Below are 18,716 nucleotides of genomic sequence, written 5' to 3'. Positions count from 1 at the left end.
TCCCTGGCGTGCGCCCTGCCATGTATACCTGAATGTGCACGCGGCAGTGGGCGCCTGTGAGTCCCTATCCGCGCCCATCATTCACGCTTCCGGATTCGACAGGCCACCCAGAATCCTTCTATATGGTCGACAGGTCGGCATCGAACATTTTGTTGGCAATTGCATATTGTATGAGTTGCGAAGTCGAAATAATTCCCATTTTTTCCATTAACCTCGCTTTGTGCGTACTGACCGTCTTGACGCTGATGGCTAACTCGGTGGCTATTTCGGAAACTTTACAGCCTACTGCAAGTCTCATGAAAATTTCATGCTCACGTGGTGTCAATGATTTATGCGTGTGATCTTTCGAAACTTCCCTCAAGTCAGCAGCGACCAGCCGCGATATCTCTTCGTGCAAGTATATCTTTCCCGAAGACACAGCTCTAATCGCTGCAGGGAGATGTCCTACAGCACAACTTGCGTTGAGCAGACCCCGCACTCCCATGCGTAGCTCGGACAGAATTTGGGGCAAGGTAGGGGATCGTGCAACGACAATCACGCGAAGCGAAGGGCACTCCTGTTGCAGATTAGTAAGGTAATCGTTCCCTCCGCTGGTAGAGGGGTGAGCCACCACAACGACTTCGGCGTCCTCGATCCCTTCCTGTGCGAGCATCTCTCTTGTATGCCTCACCTCGGCAACGACCTTGATATCCTCTTGCTGCAGAAGAATACGTTTCATGCCCTCGCGTACGATGGTTAGTCTACTTGCTAATACAACGCTTATCATTACGGATCACCTATTCTTTTAGTAAGACGCCAGCGATCGAAACGCCCAGAGGGAAGTCTGCTTTTTTTCAACCATCAACACTCCACTACTACTCAATTTAACGAAAGAGCCCGCGCAGTCCCCCGGATAAGAAAAATTGCAACCAAACATCCACGCATTCCACTCGCTCGTAATATGTTTAATCAGAAAGCTTGATCAAAATCAATCTTTAAAGTCATATTACAGTGTAGAACAAATAAATCGACTATGCTTGTTGCACATCAAGGAATGCGACAAAGGAGGGAACCTTTTGTTCCTAAATCCTACAGAAGATAAATGCATGAGTTAGATGCGCGCGGCTACCCTGCACTCGCCTGCTTCAATCCGCAGCTTGGATAGATGTGCAGAAGCATTAGTACGTAAGAGTTTGAGTTACCCTGGGAAAGGTAACTGGTCAGCGTAGAGGCATGCGAGGGTCGGCCACGAGCGGTCTAATTCCCTGCGCCAATTGTTGTCGCGGGACCCCGCCGCCTCCAATGCTCGACGGGCCATTATTGGCCACGACATGCAGGGCGCCCATCAGTCGCTGGATGTCCCGCACCCACGCGGTATCGTCCTGCAACTTCTGGGCCATGTCGAAACCCCAGTCGCGCCTGAATTCATCTTTTTTAGCACCACCTGGACCATCTTCGGCGCTGAAAGCGAACCCAGGGGCATAGGTGTCGTCGACGATATAGGCGCCGTAATTCTGCAAAGTCCAGGCCAGTTGCATTGCGGGAGCGGTCTCAAGTCCCAAGGAGGCGATCGACAGGCTCCCTGGGATGGCCAGCAATGCCCCCATCTTCATCGCGCTATTTGTATTGTTGCTCGCTTGCCCGTACCAGCCGACTGCATAGCTGTCAGAGGTGATGGCGGGCCAGCGCGAGCAGGCCGAACGCATTGCGCATTTGAATAATGCCTCCCTGGCATATACGTTCACCTTGAGCGCATGTGGCGGGCCTGTATTTTTCCCGGGCCGTAGCTCACCGAGACGAATCGATCCGCCGATTGCCGACAGGCCCGAGCCGCCATGCGCTCCCGTGATTCCGGTGCCATACAAGTCAACATCCTCAAACCTCGCATAGGAGGTTGCCGGACCGCGGGCGGTGCACCGCGCCAAAGGCTGCGTCTGCACCAGGGTGCGGCCATCCGGCATCAGGAATACAGCCGGGCCGTTTTCGTCACTGTGAGGAATGATGTAATCGCTCGGCATCGGCACCGCATACATCAGCCTGCCTGTGGCAGCACAACGGTCCTTGCCGGTCCACGCTGCGTTACTGTGAAAAACCATCGTCAGTGGCTCAGCCGGCGTCAGGATGAGCTTCTCCTCATCGATGCCCGGCATCGATGACCAGGGGCTTCCTCCCGGGCGCGGATTCAGGTTTGCTTCCACGAAAACGGCACCGCTACCAATTGGCATGTTCCAGATGCTGTCCGATGCGAATGGCTGCTGGAGCACGTTGCGGGCGTTGGCACCGGCAACGGCGTAATGGCCCCCGCTATCTCCAACGACTAGCGTTTGGAAGATCACAACAAGCAACAGGAGTTTGAGAGTCGGGTGGATGTTAGTGGCCATCTCACAGGAGTTGCCCTGGCACTAATAGATAAGCAAAGTGAGCAGTTTACGTCAAGTCGATTGTCGTTCGGACTGGCTCAGTATCCAGAACATCATAACCGAGCAATTTGCTCAAGCCTCGGAGGCTGGAAAATTCTTTTTGCGGCCGGCGCGGCAGCAAGAAGTTACCTCAAGTCACTTATGAAAATGGGGGTCAAGCTACCCTTCGACCGGGCAGCGGCCGCTTCACAGTACGATCACGGCCGGTGCGGGCGCCGCCGCGAGCGGATGCGCGCAGCGCAGGGCGCCGGCAAACCCGTTGTGTTCAAACAGGTAGTCGGCGGCGCTTTCGGTTGCCAGCTTGATGCCTGCCTCGTGCAGGCACCACAGCCGGTAGAAGGTGGCGATCCGTTCTTCGCCCGCACATGCCCCCAACTGTTCGATCGCTTCAAGCGACAATTCCTGTTGCGCGAGCGCCAGCACGTCGCGTGACGGATCGATGCGCTCGATATCGAGTCCCACAGGGCTGTCGGTGCTGGCGGCGACGGCGACCCAGCGGCCGCTGTGCGAAATACTGAAGCCGATGCCAGAATGGCCGGGGTGGTCGAGCGCCGGCGCCTGGCCGGGCCGTTCCTCCAACTGGATTTCCGCCGGCGCGAGGGTTAGCATCCGCCCCAGCGCCATGCGCAGCAAGGCGCGCCCGGCGACGAACTGGCGACGGCGAACGGGCCTGATGAAGCGGCCATGGCGCTGCCGTTCGGACTCGCCCAGCCAGCTTGCGTAATGCGCCAGCCGGGCGTCCGTGAGCGCCGCGGTATCGGCCAGCCACACCAGGGTGTCGCCCGGCACCTGCACCGCTGCCTTCATTGATTACTGCTTGATCTTGACGAAATCGCCCTTGAGCGCGACGCCGGTCATCATCGCGCCGTCATGGCATTCGAACTCGGTCTCGCTCGACATCTCGGCATTCTTGTAGTTGCTGACGATGTTGACCACCGCGTTCGCACCCAGTGCGCGGGCGCGTTCCTGCAGGCGCAGCATGGCCGACAGGAAGGCCCAGTTGCAGGCGGTTTCCGGCGACTTGCCGAAGGAATTGGTCTTCTGGCTGGTCTTGTCGGTGCCGAGCTGCTCCAGTACTTTCGGGATGGCCTGCTTGCCGAAGTAGAACTTGACGTCGCCGCCCAGGCGCGACTGCGCGTCGTTGGCGGTCATCGCTTTTTCGAGCGACATCATCATCTTGGCGTCGCGTGCCTGCGCTGGCGCGATGGCGGCGATGGCGGCTGCGGTCACGGCGATGGACAGGATCAGTTTTTTCATGTTTTCTCCTTTGGACTCAGATTGGCAGCTGCATCGATGCAGCTGCACCGGCGCCGGGATGGCGCCCCTACTCGAACAACTCAGTTTGCGGCGACGGCGACATCGTCCGCTCCGGTCGGGCCGCCGACCGGTTGCGCGTAATTCGCCACCACGTAATCGGAGGCCAGCTTCGCGATCCGGGTAAGCATCAGGTTGTCGTTGACGCCGAGCGAGAAGCCGCCGCTCATCGCATTGGTGCGCTGGAAGAACTGGGGCCGCGCGATCACCTTGCCCGACTGGTCGCGGAAGGTGACATGCATCAGCACGCCGGAACTGCCGGCGAACGGACCGAGGAACACGCGCTTCGCGCCGCTCTTGAACGACATCTCTTCAACCACCGGCTCGATCGTCAGCACCCGGCCGTTGCCTGGCACGCTGTTCCACTGCTTGAGCGACGGCGCCAGGTTCTTTTCCAGGTTGCCGCCAATGCGCGCCAGCGCAGCAGGATTGCCGCGGTAGCCCGAAGGGAAGCTCACCGGTTTCAGCTCGATGCGGCCGTAGCTGGAAAACGCTTCCGCCGGGGCTGGATTGTGCGTTGACGAAGCCTTGATCTTCGTGGCGCAGCCGCTCATCAGCGGCAAAGCAAGGGCCACCGACACGGCCAGCAGTACGCGGCGTTGATTATTCATTCATTCTCCTGTTATGAGCCTAAGCGTTTGAAAATCAGCGACGTGTTAATGCCCCCGAACGCAAAATTGTTCGTCATGACGTAATCGCAGTCCAGGCGGCGTCCTTCGCCGCGGATGTAATCGAGCTCGCCGCATTGCGGGTCGACTTCGTTCAGGTTCAGGGTCGGGGCGAACCAGCCTTCGCGCATCATCTCGATGCTGATCCAGGCTTCCAGCGCCCCGCAGGCGCCCAAGGTGTGGCCCATGTAGCTCTTGAGGGAGCTGATCGGCATGCGCTTGCCGAACAGCGCGGACGTCGCCTGCGTCTCGGCGAGGTCGCCCTGCTGGGTCGCGGTGCCGTGGGCATTCACATAACCGATGGCGTCCGGCGCCAGGCCGGCGTCGCGCAGCGCCAGGGACATCGCGGTCTGCATGGTGGCGGCGTTCGGCTGGGTCACATGGGTGCCGTCGCTGTTGGTGCCGAAGCCCACCAGCTCCGCGTGGATGGTGGCGCCGCGCGCGAGCGCGTGCTCGCGCTCTTCCAGGATCAGGCAGCCGGCGCCCTCCCCGATCACCAGGCCATCGCGCTTGGCGTCGAACGGGGTCGGGGTGAGGTGTGGGGTGTCGTTGCGCACGCTGGTGGCGAACAGGGTGTCGAACACCGCGGCTTCGGTCGCGCACAGCTCCTCGGCGCCGCCGGCCACCATGGCCGTCTGGCGGCCCGCCCGGATCGCTTCAAAGGCGTAGCCGATGCCCTGGCTGCCCGAGGTGCAGGCCGACGAAGTCGTGATCACGCGCCCCGTCAGGCCGAAGAACACGCCGATGTTCACCGGCGCGGTATGCGCCATCATCTTGATATAGGTGGTGGCGTTGATGCCGCGCGTGGTGCGCTCCTCGATCATGCGGCCGAAGTCGCCGATCGCGCTGGTGGTGCCGGCCGACGAGCCGAAGGACACGCCCATCTCGCCGCTGGTGAGCAGCGGATGTTCTAACAGGCCGGCGTCAATCAGCGCCAGTTCGGTCGCGCGCGTGGCCAGCAGCGCCACCCGGCCCATGCTGCGGGTGGCCTTGCGGTCGTAATGCTTCGGCAGCTCGAACGGCGCTGCCGGCGCACCCAGCTGGGTGTTGAGGCCATCATAGGTGGACCAGTCGTCCATGCGCACGATCGCGTTGCGGTATTCCCCCAGGCGCGTGCGGATGCTCGCCCAGTCGTTGCCAAGGGGGCTGATGCCGGCCATGCCGGTGACGACGACGCGGCGGTTCATGCCAGGCCTCCGTTCACCGACAGCACCTGGCGCGTTACATAGCCCGCGTCCTGCGACATCAGGTAGCTGACCGCGGCGGCCACTTCCTCCGGGCGTCCGACGCGGCGCGCCGGGATCATCTTGAGTGCTTCGTCCATCGGCACGTCCGCGGTCATGTCGGTCTCGATCAGGCCCGGCGCGACGCAGTTGACGGTAATGTCGCGCTTGGCCAGTTCCAGCGCCAGCGCCTTGGTGGCGCCGATGATGCCGGCCTTGGCCGCGCTGTAATTGACCTGGCCGCGGTTGCCGATCAGGCCCGACACGGAAGCCAAGGTGACGATGCGGCCCGGCTTGCGGCGCTGGACCATCGGCATGACCAGGGGGTTGAGCACGTTGAAGAAGCCATCGAGGTTGGTACCGATGACCTGGTCCCATTCCTCCCCCGTCATGGCCGGGAAGGCGGTGTCGCGGGCTACGCCGGCATTGCAGACCACGCCGTAATAGCAGCCGTGGGTCTCGATGTCGGCCGCCAGCGCGGCGGCTGTCGCATCGCGCTGCCCGATGTCGAACTGCAGCACGCGCGCGGCGCCGCCGGCCTCGATGATCTGCGCGGCGACCGCGTCGGCATCGAGCCTGCGGTCGCGGCAATGCACGACCACGGCATAGCCGTCGCGTGCCAGGCGCAGGGCGATCGCCTTGCCGATGCCGCGCGACGACCCCGTCACCAGCACGCTTTTTGGGTTACTACTCATTCTGAACTCCGTTGCAAAAACTCTTCGACATTATCAGGTTGGAAGACGGTGATCGTCGCGGTCGCCAGTTCGGCGCCGTCGCGGCTGTCCTCGATCCGGCAATCAAACGCGCCCAGGCCGTTCTCGCCCTGCAGCGCGCGCCGCACGTGGATGTACAGCACGCTGCCGACCGGGAAGATTGGTACGCTGCAGGCATAGCGGCGCGCGCCCAGCAAAAACCCGACGCGCACCGGTTCGCCGCGCAGGCTCGCGCAATAGCCGGCATGCGCGGCCACCGCCTGCGCCATGTATTCGACGCCGACCCAGGCGCCGACCGCGCCATCGGCGCAGAACATGCTGTCCTGCGAAATCGTCACTTCTGCCGCCAGGGTCTCCCCTTCAACAGCCAGCAGGCGCCCTATCAGCGACATGGCGCCGCTGTGCGGCACCAGGCTGTGGATGTCGGGCAGGTTCATCGGGTCCTCCCGAACACCAGGGTCGCGTTCGAGCCGCCGAAGGCAAACGAATTGCTCAGCGCGTAGCGGATCGGACGCCCCAGGCGGGCGCCAGGCAGGGCCACATTCAGGGCGGGCAGCGCCGGGTCCTGTTCGCTGTCCCACAGGTGCGGGGGCAGCAGGCCTTCCGGGTTATCGTCCTGCATCGCCAGCCAGCAGAACGCCGCCTCGACGGCGCCGGCCGCGCCCAGGGTGTGGCCGGTCAACGGCTTGGTCGAGCTCACGGCGACATCAACGCCGAACAGCGCGGCCACCGCGCGCGACTCCATCGCATCGTTCTGCACCGTGGCGGTGCCGTGCAGGTTGATGTAGTCGATGTCGCCCGCCGCGATGCCTGCACGCTCGAGCGCTTCCGTCATCGCGATGCGCGCGCCGCCGCCTTCCGGGTCGGGCGCCGACATGTGGTGGCCGTCGGACGATTCGCCCCAGCCGCGCAGGGCCACGGCAGCCGGTTCGCGGCTCATGAGGAACAGCGCGGCGCCTTCGCCCAGGTTGATGCCGTTGCGGCTCGCGCCCAGCGGGTTGCAGCGCGCCGCGCTTACCGACTCCAGCGCGCTGAAGCCCGCCACGGTGAAACCGCACAGGGTGTCGACGCCGCCGGTGACGACTGCGTCAACCAGGCCCATGCGGATCAGGCGCGCGGCGCTGGCCAGCGCCTTGGCGCTCGAGGAGCAGGCGCTCGAATGCACGTAGGCCGGGCCGCCGGCGCCCAGTTCGCGCGCGATGACGTCGGCGGGCGAGCACATCTCCTGCTGGCCGTAGTGGAAGCCTTGCGGCAGTGCGCCCGTGGCCTGGTGCGCAGCGATGGCGGCCTCGGTCTCGCCCACGCCCGAGGTGCTGGTGCCGATCACCACGCCGACGCGTGCCGCGCCGTAGCGGGCAACGGCGGCGTCCACCGCAGGGCGGATCTGGGCCAGCGCGGCCAGGGCCAGCGCATTGTTCCGGCTGCGCATCGGCAGCGGCAAATGCCGAAGGTCGGGCAAGGCTGCATCGATGCGTCCGAGCGGCAGCGGGCGGCCCGGCGAGCAAACGTCCGACACCGTGAGGCCGCTGGCGCCATCGACCAGCAGGCGGCGGCGGATGCTCACACGCTCATCGCCCAGTGCGCACAGCAAGGCGCAATCGTTCAGGTACAGCATCTCCTGATTCATACTTTCAATCCGTCGCCGACACGACGGTCAGCTTGTATTTGTAGCGCACGTTGTCCAGCACCGCGGTGCCGCGCCAGCGCGGCGTGCCGCTGTAATCGATGGTGGCCACCACTTCGCCATCGCGGCGCAGGGTACGGCGCAGTCCCTTTTCTTCGACCTTCCAGCCGGCCGGCAGCGCCCTCGCGATCTCGGCCACGGGCCAGAGCGTGAGCTGCAGGTCTTCCAGTACGTCGGCGGCGCGCACCTGGCTTGGGAGCATCGGATGGCGCCACTCGGTCAGCTTGCGGCCGTCGAAATCGAGGCTCAGCACGCGCATGCCCATCGCCAGCCCGACCAGGCTGACCCGGCTGCCGTCGACTTCGAGGGCGGCATCCAGGTCATTGGTCTTGCCGGCGCGTTCGACGGTCAGGTGCTGCTGCACGCTGATCGCCTCGCCCAGCGCGGCCGGGGCCAGGCGCAGGCCGAGGCGCGCCGGCGCCGGTTCGTCCGCCGTACAGGCGCAGAGCATCGATGCTGCCGCGAGGAGCGCGGCAGGTTTAAACCAGGACAGGCATCGCATGGGTTTCTTCCTTCGTCACGGTGAAACAGGGGGCAACCAGCCAGACCAGCGCGGTCCCGGCCAGCATGGTCAGGCCAAAGGCCCGCAGCGCCGGGGTGCCGCTCAGGGCCAGCAGGCCGAATGACAGGATGGTGCTGGCCGCGGACAGGCCGACCGCCAGCCAGGGCGCGTCACTCCTGCGCCCGGATTCCTCTTGCAAAAAGATGCCGTAGTCGACGCCCACGCCCAGCAGCAGCATCAGCGCCAGCACGTGGAACAGCTGCAGGCTCTGGCCTGAAAAGCCCAGCAGCGCCAGGGTCAGGATGCTGGCCGCCGCCGTCGGGGCGACCACGCGCCAGGTGCGGCCGCGATAGCGCGGCAGCAGCACCAGGAACACCACGGCATAGGCGCCCAGCACCACCCAGCCCATGTAGGCGCGGTAGCGGCCCAGCACCGAGGAGATGCCGCCGACCTTGTCGACCCACTGCACGCCCGGCAGGTTTGCCCCGGCCTGGGCCAGCGCGGGAATCGCCGCATAGCGCATGCCGCGCAGGGCCACGATGCTGGCGTGTTCGCCCTCGACCTGGCCCAGCCAGAGGTGGCGCCAGGGCTCGGCGGCCGTGGTCTTGAGGAAGGCCTCGATCTTCAAGGGCGCGGCGGAAACGCGCAGGTGGGCGGCAGTGGCCGCGCTCCACTCCGTGACTTCGCCGATCTCGCGCGCGAGGCCGGCCAGCGGGCCATTCGGGGCCAGCAGCTTGTCTTCGACCAGGGCCAGGCGCGCAGCCTGGGTGCGCTGCGACGGCGCCCAGTTCGACAGCGCCTGCACACCCTTGATGTCGCCTTGCGCGACCAGGGGGTCGAGGCGGCGCTTGAGCGCTTCTTCGCGTTCGAGTACCTGCTCGGCCGAGGCGCCCCGCACCAGGTAGTACTGGACCGGGCTGGGGGCATCGAGCAGCCTGCCCAGCTTGATCTGGTCGCGGATCAGTTCCGGCGGCGAGGATTGCAGCGAGCGGATGTCGTCGTTCACCTGCAGACGCGAGCAGCCCAGCACGGCCAGGCCGCCGAGCGCAGCGACCAGAAGCAGCGTTAGCGGCCCACCCGTCAGGCGCGGCCAGCGCGAGACGAGCCCGCGATAGCGGCGCGCCAGCGGACCGGCCTTGAGGGTGCCGCCATCGATCAGGGCAGGGAACCAGCACACCACGGTCAGCCAGGCGAACACCAGGCCCAGCGCCGAGAACACGGCCATGTGGCGCAGGCCCGGGAAAGGCGTGAGCGCCAGGCCAAGATAGCCGATGACGGCCGCCAGCAGGGTCAATCCCAGGCCGGGCAGGAGGCGGCGCAGCAGGCGGTGCGAATCGAGCGCCGGATCCGCCCCGAGGCGGTGGCACAGGAAATAGATGCCGTAGTCCTGGGCGACGCCGATCAGGCTCGCCCCGAACACCAGGGTGAGCAGGTGGATGCGGCCGAACAGCAGCCAGCACACCGACAGCGCCCCGAGGAAGCCGATGCCGATCGCCAGCACGGTCAGGCCGATCGGCTTGAACGAGCGGAAGGTCAGCCAGGTGAGCAGCACGATGCCGAGCATCGAGCCGGCACCGATGGTATGGATTTCGCGGCTTGCCTGGCGCCCGGCGGCGGCGGCATGCAGCACGACGCCGGCCTTGATGACTTCGGCCGACGGCGCCGTTTTCCGCACCGCGCTGGTGGCCGCATCCAGCAGCGGCAGCACCGCCTGCTGGGCGCCGAGCGAGAAGGCCGAGTCCTTCAGGGTATAGGTCAGCAAGACGTATTCGCGCCCTTCCCCGGCCACGAACAGGCGGCCGTCGCGCGGACGCACCGGGGTTTCGCCGGCGCGCTCCTGGGCCCAGCCTGCGAACAGGCCGAAGGGGTCGTCGCGGAAGGCGCCAAGTTTGGGGCCGGAAAACGCGTTGTACAGGCGACCCAAGGCGGAATCGACCCAGAAGCTGGCTGGCTGCTCGCGCAGCTGCTTTTCCTGGGCGGCGCCGACCAACAAGGTCGCATGCGGCTGCAGGCTGGCCAGCCAGCCCGCTTGCGCCTCCTCGCCCATGGAGTCGAAGGCCAGCACGCTTGCGTGCGGGGCGAGCGTCGCCTGGAAGGCATCTGCGGCGCGCCCGGCCTCGCCCCACTCTTTTGCGCCCACCAGCACGACCACGCGCTGCTGCGCACTGTCCACCATGTGGGTGAACGACTGCTGCAGCACCGGGTCGCGCTCGTCCGCCGGCAGCAGCGCCAGAATGTCGGTGTCGGGCGTGATGCCCTTGCCCAGCCACAGCCAGGCGTTGTGGCCCACCAGCAGGCAGACCACGAACACCCAGATCCAGGCAAGGCGGCGTTGAAGGATCACAGCAGGGCCGCCTCTTCAGGCAAGACGGCGCCGGGGCCTGTCTTGAGCTCGGAGAATTCGATGCTGGTGCGGTCGCCACTGGCTTCGTTCATCTGGATGCTGCGCACATAGGCGCCGCCATCGAGCGAGATGGCGCCGATGGCGCGGGCCAGCGCCGGACTGCGCGCCTTGAGCGCGACCTTCCAGCTGTTGCCCGCGACGCTGCCGTCGACTTCGAACAGCGTATCGAGCTGGGCCAGGTCGCCGCCCAGCAGCGAGAACAGCACGCCGTTGATCATGCGCACCGTGGGCTCTTGCGTGGCGTCGAGCCGCATCGCGACCCGGTCGCCCTGCATGTGCACGATCTCGTCGCGCGTCAGGCGCAGCGTGCTCGGGAAAGGCTTCAGGGTCCGCCACAGCACGCCCTTGCCGGCGACGACGCAAAAGCGCCCGCTCGAGGCCAGCGGCTTCTTCATGCCGGCCAGGTGCTTGACCTGGTCGAAGCGGCCGCACAGCTGCGCGGGCTTGGCCAGCATCGCGCCGATTTGCGCGGCCGGGGCGGCGGCCTGCGCCGCCGTGCATGCGGCGGCCAGCATCAGGGTGGCAAGGATTTTCTTCATGGTGCGGCAACTCCCAGCTTTTCGAACAAGATGGATGGCGAGGCAAAGCACATCTCGCCGGTATTCAGGTCCACCGCCACCTGGGTGGTGGTGGCACGGTTCAGGCGCTTGCCGCTGGCGGCGTCCAGGATGAGGTAATCGATGCGCAGCCGGTTTTCCCACTCGACGATCTCGGCCCGCAGCAGCAGGCGCTGGCCGAATGCAGCCGGGCCGGCATAGCGCAGAGTCATCTCGATGATCGGCCACATGTATCCCGATTCGCGCATCCGCTCGTAGTTGTAGCCGATCTTGTCGAGCAGCGCGCAGCGCGCCACCTCGAGGTATTTGACGTAGTTGCCATGCCAGACGATCTGCATAGGGTCGAGGTCGAAGAACTGCACCTGCATCTCGGTCTCGGCCCACCAGCGCGCTGGGGCCTTCGCTTTACGCATACAGGCTCCAGGCCTGGTCGCGGATGCGGGCCAGCAGGAGCCTGAGGTCCGGGTCGAGGCGGCGGTCCTCCGTGACCGGCGCGATGTCCTGGCCGAGCAGCTCGAGCATGTTCGCCAGTGGCCCCGGAAGCGCGCGCCCCGCTTCGCGTTTCGCTTCGAGTTTGCAGCGCAGCCACACGCCCTGGCGCACCGTGATCAGGAGCGCCGCGGCCACCTGCTCGGTCAGTTCCAGCACGCGCAGGCAGTCGCGCGCGGCGATCGTGCCCATGCTGACCTTGTCCTGGTTATGGCATTCGGTCGAACGCGAGAACACCGAGGCCGGCATTGTGAGCTTCAAGGCTTCGGCAGTCCAGGCCGAGGCGCTGATCTGCAGCGCCTTCAGGCCGTGGTTGATCGCGGCACGCTCGCCCTCCATCCCAGACAAATTGGCCGGCAGGCCGGCGTTGTAGCGGGCATCGACCAGCAGCGCCATCTGGCGGTCCAGCAGGTCGGCCAGGTTGGCGACCGCGTTCTTCATGCCGTCCATCGCAAAGGCGATGTGGCCGCCGTAGAAGTGGCCGCCGTGGAGCACGCGCTCGCCTTCGGCATCGATGATCGGGTTGTCGTTCGCGCTGTTGAGTTCATTCTCGATCGCGCTGCGGAAGAAAGGCAGCGCATCGGCCAGCACGCCGATGACGTGCGGCGCGCAGCGGATCGAATAGCGGTCCTGCAGGCGCTTGCCGTTGCGCTCGAGCTGGCCCTGATACTCCAGGTCCTGGCGCAGCCAGCCGGCCACGCCCTGCATGCCGGCATGCGGCTTGACCGAGAACAGAATCTCGTCGAAATGGTGGTCATTGCCGTCCAGCGCGAACGAGGCCAGCGCCGTGATGCGGGTGACCAGGCGCGTGAGGTAGTCGGCGCGGTCCCAGGCCAGGCAGGCCAGGCCGGTCATCACGGCGGTGCCGTTCATGATCGCCAGGCCCTCTTTCGGACGCAGGCGCAGCGGCGTGATGCCGGCTTCCTGCAGCGCCTGGGCGGCCGGCACTTGCACGCCGTCGCGCAGCACTTCGCGTTCGCCGCACAGAACTGCCGCCAGGTAGGACAGCGGGGTCAGGTCGCCACTGGCGCCGACCGAGCCTTCGCTCGGGATCAAGGGCAGCAGGCCGGCGTCGAACAGGCGCACGATCTGCTCGAGCAGGCCGACGCTCACCCCCGAAAATCCTTTCGAGAGCGAGGCCAGGCGCGCGGCCATCACGGCGCGGGTCTGGGCCGGGTCGAGATGCGCGCCCAGGCCGCATCCGTGGTAGGTGTAGAGGTGGTGCGGCAGCTCGGCCACCAGCGACAGCGGCACCGCCACGGTGCAGGAGTCGCCGTAGCCGGTGGTCACGCCGTAGATGGTGCCGTCCTCGCGCAGCAGGCGATCGAGGAAGTCGGCGCCACGCGCGATCGCCGCGCGGAAGTCCGGGTCATTCGAGAGTTCGGGGCGGGCAGTGCCGCGCGCGATGTCGACGACATCCTCGATCGACAGACGTTCGCGGTCGAAGCGCACGGTGCGCGGGGAAGTGGTGAGGTCAGTGAGCTGCATGGGGTCGTTCCGATCCGGGGTGTTGCCAAAAATCGTAGAAGTTGAACCATTCCAGCGGCGCGCGCCTGGCATGGTGTTCGAGCCGCGCCGCATATTCGCCCGCCAGTTCGGCCAGGGCCAAGTCGCGGGTCGCGCGCGGCAGGCTCACGCGCTCGCGCAGGCGCTCGAAATGAAGTTCGTAGCGCTCGCCCTGGCGGCTTGAAAACAGCGCGTACATCGGGCAGCCGAGTACCGCAGCCATGACATAGGGGCCGACCGGGAAGGCAGCCAGCTCGCCCATGAAGGGCGCCAGCGCCACGCGCGGCGCATTAGCCACCGGCACGCGGTCACCTGCAATCACGACGAACTCACCGCGCTCGATGCGCTCGGACAGCGCCATCGCCATGGCCGGCGTCATCTCGGTGACCTGCATCAGGTTGAGCTGACTGCGCGGGTCGAGCTTGCCCAGCATGGCGTTGAATGCCTCGGCGTGGCGGGTATGCACCAGCACCGTGATTTTCAAGCCCGGCGTGCGCATCGACAGCGCGCGGCACAGGTCCAGGTTGCCCAGGTGAGAGCACAGCAGCAGTGCGCCGCGCTGTTGCCCGATCATCTCCAGCAGCGGCGCGTCGCCGTGCACGGTTACCTTAGACAGGTCGAACAGCCCGCCCCAGATCAGCATCTTGTCGAGGATGGCCTCGGCGAAGGCGCCAAAATGGCGCAACACGCCCATGAAACCGTGCGGGGCGCCGACGCGGGCCAGATAGCGTGAGGAAGCGCGCCGCGCGCGCGCCTGGGTCGCCACGTACCAGGTCAGGACCGGGTACAGCACCACGCGGAAGGGCCAGCGGCCGAACACGCGGCAGACCCAGAACAGCAGGCGCATGCCGCCCACGAAGCTCGCTTCATTGATGGCCGCCCAGTGGCGCGCGTCGCCGACCTTGCTTACGCTCGCCATGACCGGACCAACAGGGAAGGAATACGCGGCAGCATGCCGAAGAACAGGGCCACGTGCAGGCGCGTGATCAGGACATTGTCGGTCCAGGCCTTGAAGTGCGAGACGCCGTCTTCCGGGTAGCCGACCCGGGTCGGCAGGTTCACCACCGCCACGCCGTCCCAGTACAGGCGCACCAGGATCTCGATGTCGAAATTCATGCGCAGGCCAAGGCGGCGCCGCTTGGCCAGCGCCAGCACCGGCGCGACCGGATACACGCGAAAGCCGCACATCGAGTCGCGGATCGCCAGCGACAAGGTATTGATCCAGACCCAGACATGGGTCAGGTAGCGCGCGTACAAGCGCAGCGCCGGCACCGATTCGTCGTACACCGGGCAGCCGGCGACGATCGCATCCGGTTGGGCGCGCGCCGCGTCCAGGAAGCGCGGGATGTCGCCGACGCTGTGCTGTCCGTCCGAATCGACCTGCAGCACGTGGCTGTAGCCGTCGCGCGCGGCGCGGGCGAAACCGGTCAGCACCGCCCCGCCCTTGCCCTGGTTGACGGCGTGCCGTTCGAGCACCACGCATCCCGAATGCGCCGCCACCAATGCGTCAAGCACCGCGGCGCAGCTTGGCGAGCTGCCGTCATCGACCAGGATGCAGGGCAAGCCGTGCTCGAGCACCGTTGCCAGCACCTTGCCGATGGCATGCTCGTGGTTATAGACCGGAATTACGACGCAAGGATGGAACACGATCATTGCGCCTTTTTTGCAAAGCGCAGCAGCGAATGGCAATAGCCGATGTTGTCGCGCGCCGTCACCAGTTCCAGGCCCGCAGCTTGCGCCAGGCGCACGTAGTCGCCGCTCTCGTAGACCTTGCTGTTGCCGCTGGCGAGGTTGTTGAAATAGGGCGAGGTATTGATCAGGCAGTAGGCCGCGATGTCGTAGCGCTGGCGGTCCCAGAAGGTATCCATGATCAGGACCTGGCCGCGCGGGCCGAGCGCTTCCGCGGCCCGTTCGAGGATGCTGGCGATCGCGCTTTCAGAGAAGCAGCTCAGGAACTGGCTCATCCAGATCACGTCCATGTCGGCCGGCAGGGGTGCTAGAGGGTCGAGCAGGTTGGTCGGGTGCAGGGTCGCGCGTTCGCGCAGGCCGGCTTGCTGCAGCGCGCCGTCGGCCACCGCCAGCTGGCCCGGCAGGTCGACCAGGTGCAGTTCGATGCCCGGGTTGGCGCCCAGGGCCGCCAGGCTGAACTTGCCGGTATTGGCGCCGATGTCCATCACGCGGCGCGGCGCGGTGGCGAAGACGTCCGGCAGGATGTCCGGGAAGGAGGTGTCCGAATAATAGTGGTCGAAAGCGAACCAGCTGCCACGGGCAGGTTCCGGCAGCTGCGACAGGCCTTCGTACACGGTCGGCCAGTCGCCGAACACCTTCAGGCCCAGCGGCTTTTCCGCGTCAAGCGATTGCTCGAGCGAGAACAGGGCCTGGTAGCAGACGTCATGGTTGAAATCGATATTGACCTGGGTGATCGGGTCGGTCAGCACAACGAAGCCGGCCTTGTCCAGCACGTAGCGGCCTTCGTCCAGGTAGACCACGGCGGCGGACAGGCAGGTCTCCAGCACCACCTTCAGCACGTAGGGGGTCCAGCGCCCGGTCGCTGCGAGTTGGTCGACCGACAAACCGGTGTCGCCGGCGTCCGCGATCGCCTGCAGCATGCCGCGCTTCCACGCATAGCGCACGCACTGGAACACGACCGGTCCGAATGCGATCTTCTGCGCCTCGAAGCGTGCCTCGAACGCGCTCTGCCGCTCGGGCGAGAATTTTTTGTTTTGCATGCTTCAGTTCCCCAACAGGATGCGTCCGCTGGCATGGGCGCCGGCGTCCGAAAAATAACGAAAATTCAGCTGCCCTTTGGCGCTGTCGTGCACGAGTTCGAGCTGCACCGGCTGGTCGGGCCGGATCATCTGCTGGAATTTCAAGGCATTGATCCCGCCAAAAGCCTGGCCAAGATCGAAATGGCTGCGGCCGTAATGGATCGCCCAGTCCACCTGCACCACGCCCGGCAGCACCGGGGCGACGCTGAAGTGGCCGTCGAAATACAGCAGGTCTGCCGGAACAATCAGCTCCAGCAACATGCGTGCAGGCTCCTGCTCCAGCACGCGCATGGCCGGGAAGCGGGGACGCGCGTCCCCGTCGAGCAGCGCCAGCAACTGCGCCTGGGTGGTCTTGCCCTGGGCGTTGACCGGCAGGCGCTCGAGATAGCGCCAGCGGCGCGGCAGGGCGACGGCTTCGAAGCCGGCCGCCAGCAGCGCGCGCAGGCGCGCGTTCAGGGCCGGCTTGCCGGCATCTTCCAGCAGCGCCCTGCCCTCTTCGCTCAGCACCACGAAGGCGGCCAGCACCTGCCGGCCTTCGCCGGGTATTGCCAGTACACGGGCCTCGCGCACGAATTCGCTCGCCACCAGGGCCGATTCGATGGCGTCGAGCGAGATGCGCTTTTCTTCGATCTTGACGATGCGGTCGGCGCGGCCGCGCAGCAGGAAACGGCCCTCGCCGCAGTCCTCGACCCGGTCTGCCAGGCTTTGCCAGCCATCCGGGCCGGAATGGCACGACTGCACTTCCAGCAAGCCCTCCAGATCGGCGCGCCACTGCACGCGCGGCAGCGGGTGCCAGGGATCGCCGGCCTGCTCGCCACGGCGGCGCCAGGCCACACCGCCGGTTTCCGAGCTGCCGTAGACTTCGACCGGCACCTGCCGCAGCAGCGCCGAGGCATGCGCGCCGGCGGCCGGTTCCAGCATGCCGCCGGACGAGAACACGGCGCGCAAATTTCTTGCTGCGCCCTGCCAGTCCAGGTGGGCCGGCAGGCGCTTGAGGTGCGCCGGGCTCGCCAGCAGCACGCAGGGACGCGCGCCGAGGGCAGGCGCCAGGGTCTCGGGGAATTCGTGGCGCTCCGCATGGAGCGGGCGGCCCTCGGCCAGCGGCCACAATACCCGGAACAGCAGGCCGTAGATGTGCTGGTGCGAGACGGTGGCCAGGATGTCGGCTGCGCCCAGTGGCGCGCCGAACTGTTCTTCCAGTGCCGCGATCTCGCTCGTCAACTGCGACAGCTGCTTGGCGATCGGGGTCGGCGCGCCGGTGCTGCCCGAGGTGAATACGACCAGCGCCGGGAAGGTCGGCGGCGGCACCGTCCACGCTCCTTGCCAGTCGTCGCCCGGCAGCGGTGCGCGCGGCTCGATATGCTGCGGGAACTGGCCCCAGAAAGCATCGACCCGCTTGCCAAGTTCCTCGCAGGTGGCCGGCAGCGTGTCCGCGCCGAGCCAGACGGTTTTCCCGGCCAGCCAGGCCCCGACCAGGGCAGCCGCGAACTCGAGGCTGTCCTGGTGGAACAGGGCGACGCGGACCGCCGTGCTGCGCCGGCCGAGGGCGGCCCAGGCGCGGATACGGGCCAGCAGCTCGCCGTGCAGGACCGGGATGCCCGCGCGCCAGCCGGCCAGCTCGCCGAGGGCGCGGTGCTCGAGGTGATGAAACAGCTCAGACATGGTGCAAACGCCTGAATCGCATGCGCAGCAGGTATTCCCCGCCGAACATCAATCCCATCAGGATATAGGCCAGCACGCCGGTGTAGAAGGACCACACCGCCTCGCTGGCAAACAGCGCCGTGCCCAGCGCGATCGCGCCGTTCACGACAAAGAAGACGCACCAGGCCTGGGTCACGCGGCGCGTGTACACCACGGCTTCCGGGGGCAGCACCGGCTCGCGCAGGCGCGCCAGGCGCTCGACCATCGGCATGCCAGACGTCAGACTATAGCCGAAGGCGGCCAGCAGCGCCGCATTGACCAGCACCGGATACAGTTTGAGCGGCAGCAGCGCGTTGTAGCCGACCGCCACCGCCACCAGCGCGAGCCCGCCCGCCGCCGTCCAGCGCGCCGAGGCGCTGAGTTTCAGCGCAGGCAGGCGGGTCGCGGCGGTGAGCAGCAGCAGCCCGGCCAGCCAGCGCGGCTCGATGGCGTCGTGGCCGAGCCAGATCGCCAGCGGGTACAGCAGCGTCAGCGCCAGCGTCAGTGCATTCCAGACCACTGAATCAGGCCACTTGCTCTTCGGCCAGACCGGCCAGCGCGTCGACGACGTCGCCGATCGTGCGGATGGTCTTGAACACTTCCGGCTGCAGGCGCTTGCCGGTCATTTGCTTGAGCTTGACGGCCAGGTCCACGGCATCGATGCTGTCGATATCGAGTTCGGCGTACAAATTCGACGACGGCGTCAAGGCCGCGCGATCCAGCTCGAACATCTCCGCCAGCAGGTCGGCGACCCAGGCGAACAGTTCATCGCGGTTCATGTCGTTAATGCTAATCATGACGAATGACTC

The 18,716-nt window shown here is 66.0% G+C and carries 20 protein-coding genes; all 20 read right to left on the bottom strand.

Annotation, left to right across the window (positions count from 1 at the left end):
• Nucleotides 1–118: 118 nt before the first annotated feature.
• Nucleotides 119–718 (bottom strand): LuxR C-terminal-related transcriptional regulator, encoded by a 600-nt coding sequence (locus AC56K1_RS02675; RefSeq protein WP_497156287.1) that lies wholly within the window; start codon nt 716–718, stop codon nt 119–121.
• Between the two features lie 481 nt (nt 719–1,199).
• Nucleotides 1,200–2,360 (bottom strand): hypothetical protein, encoded by a 1,161-nt coding sequence (locus tag AC56K1_RS02670; protein ID WP_497156286.1) that lies wholly within the window; start codon nt 2,358–2,360, stop codon nt 1,200–1,202.
• 225 nt (nt 2,361–2,585) lie between these two features.
• On the bottom strand, nt 2,586–3,206 hold the full coding sequence (locus AC56K1_RS02665; RefSeq protein ID WP_497156285.1) for a 4'-phosphopantetheinyl transferase family protein: 621 nt from the start codon (nt 3,204–3,206) through the stop codon (nt 2,586–2,588).
• 3 nt (nt 3,207–3,209) lie between these two features.
• Nucleotides 3,210–3,656, bottom strand: a complete 447-nt coding sequence (locus AC56K1_RS02660; protein WP_497156284.1) for an excinuclease ATPase subunit — start codon at nt 3,654–3,656, stop codon at nt 3,210–3,212.
• Nucleotides 3,657–3,736: 80 nt separating this feature from the next.
• Nucleotides 3,737–4,324 (bottom strand): hypothetical protein, encoded by a 588-nt coding sequence (locus AC56K1_RS02655; protein ID WP_497156283.1) that lies wholly within the window; start codon nt 4,322–4,324, stop codon nt 3,737–3,739.
• An 11-nt stretch (nt 4,325–4,335) separates the two neighbouring features.
• Complete coding sequence (locus tag AC56K1_RS02650) at nt 4,336–5,568, bottom strand: beta-ketoacyl-ACP synthase (protein ID WP_497156282.1); 1,233 nt, start codon at nt 5,566–5,568, stop codon at nt 4,336–4,338.
• Entirely contained in the window at nt 5,565–6,299 is a 735-nt protein-coding gene (gene fabG, locus AC56K1_RS02645) for a 3-oxoacyl-ACP reductase FabG (RefSeq protein WP_497156281.1), read from the bottom strand. The genes AC56K1_RS02650 and fabG overlap by 4 nt, the downstream gene beginning before the upstream one ends.
• On the bottom strand, nt 6,296–6,754 hold the full coding sequence (locus AC56K1_RS02640; RefSeq protein WP_497156280.1) for a hotdog family protein: 459 nt from the start codon (nt 6,752–6,754) through the stop codon (nt 6,296–6,298). The genes fabG and AC56K1_RS02640 overlap by 4 nt, the downstream gene beginning before the upstream one ends.
• The gene (locus AC56K1_RS02635; RefSeq protein WP_497156279.1) at nt 6,751–7,944 is read right to left on the bottom strand and encodes a beta-ketoacyl-ACP synthase; all 1,194 of its coding nucleotides are present in this window, start codon (nt 7,942–7,944) and stop codon (nt 6,751–6,753) included. Before AC56K1_RS02635 ends, AC56K1_RS02640 begins: the two co-directional genes overlap by 4 nt.
• Nucleotides 7,945–7,948: 4 nt before the next feature.
• The gene (locus AC56K1_RS02630) at nt 7,949–8,503 is read right to left on the bottom strand and encodes a DUF3261 domain-containing protein (RefSeq protein WP_497156278.1); all 555 of its coding nucleotides are present in this window, start codon (nt 8,501–8,503) and stop codon (nt 7,949–7,951) included.
• On the bottom strand, nt 8,481–10,847 hold the full coding sequence (locus AC56K1_RS02625) for an MMPL family transporter (RefSeq protein ID WP_497156277.1): 2,367 nt from the start codon (nt 10,845–10,847) through the stop codon (nt 8,481–8,483). The genes AC56K1_RS02630 and AC56K1_RS02625 overlap by 23 nt, the downstream gene beginning before the upstream one ends.
• Nucleotides 10,844–11,446 carry an outer membrane lipoprotein carrier protein LolA gene (locus AC56K1_RS02620; RefSeq protein WP_497156276.1) on the bottom strand — a complete coding sequence of 201 codons (603 nt, stop codon included), beginning with the start codon at nt 11,444–11,446 and terminating at the stop codon, nt 10,844–10,846. Before AC56K1_RS02620 ends, AC56K1_RS02625 begins: the two co-directional genes overlap by 4 nt.
• A complete protein-coding gene (locus AC56K1_RS02615) occupies nt 11,443–11,877 on the bottom strand; it encodes an acyl-CoA thioesterase (protein WP_497156275.1) in 435 nt (144 codons plus the stop codon). The genes AC56K1_RS02620 and AC56K1_RS02615 overlap by 4 nt, the downstream gene beginning before the upstream one ends.
• Entirely contained in the window at nt 11,870–13,441 is a 1,572-nt protein-coding gene (locus tag AC56K1_RS02610; protein ID WP_497156274.1) for an HAL/PAL/TAL family ammonia-lyase, read from the bottom strand. Before AC56K1_RS02610 ends, AC56K1_RS02615 begins: the two co-directional genes overlap by 8 nt.
• Nucleotides 13,428–14,378, bottom strand: a complete 951-nt coding sequence (locus AC56K1_RS02605) for a lysophospholipid acyltransferase family protein (RefSeq protein WP_497156273.1) — start codon at nt 14,376–14,378, stop codon at nt 13,428–13,430. The genes AC56K1_RS02610 and AC56K1_RS02605 overlap by 14 nt, the downstream gene beginning before the upstream one ends.
• Complete coding sequence (locus tag AC56K1_RS02600; RefSeq protein ID WP_497156272.1) at nt 14,366–15,112, bottom strand: glycosyltransferase family 2 protein; 747 nt, start codon at nt 15,110–15,112, stop codon at nt 14,366–14,368. Before AC56K1_RS02600 ends, AC56K1_RS02605 begins: the two co-directional genes overlap by 13 nt.
• A complete protein-coding gene (locus AC56K1_RS02595; RefSeq protein WP_497156271.1) occupies nt 15,109–16,188 on the bottom strand; it encodes a class I SAM-dependent methyltransferase in 1,080 nt (359 codons plus the stop codon). The genes AC56K1_RS02600 and AC56K1_RS02595 overlap by 4 nt, the downstream gene beginning before the upstream one ends.
• Before the next feature lie 3 nt (nt 16,189–16,191).
• The gene (locus tag AC56K1_RS02590; protein WP_497156270.1) at nt 16,192–17,889 is read right to left on the bottom strand and encodes an ApeI family dehydratase; all 1,698 of its coding nucleotides are present in this window, start codon (nt 17,887–17,889) and stop codon (nt 16,192–16,194) included.
• Nucleotides 17,882–18,427 (bottom strand): COG4648 family protein, encoded by a 546-nt coding sequence (locus AC56K1_RS02585; protein ID WP_497156269.1) that lies wholly within the window; start codon nt 18,425–18,427, stop codon nt 17,882–17,884. Before AC56K1_RS02585 ends, AC56K1_RS02590 begins: the two co-directional genes overlap by 8 nt.
• 4 nt (nt 18,428–18,431) lie before the next feature.
• Entirely contained in the window at nt 18,432–18,704 is a 273-nt protein-coding gene (locus AC56K1_RS02580; RefSeq protein WP_497156268.1) for an acyl carrier protein, read from the bottom strand.
• Between the last annotated feature and the right edge of the window lie 12 nt (nt 18,705–18,716).

Source organism: Telluria sp. ZB4P37, assembly GCF_059685855.1.
The sequence above is the reverse complement of the archived record's forward strand: the minus strand, read 5'-3'. Positions and strand labels throughout refer to the sequence as shown.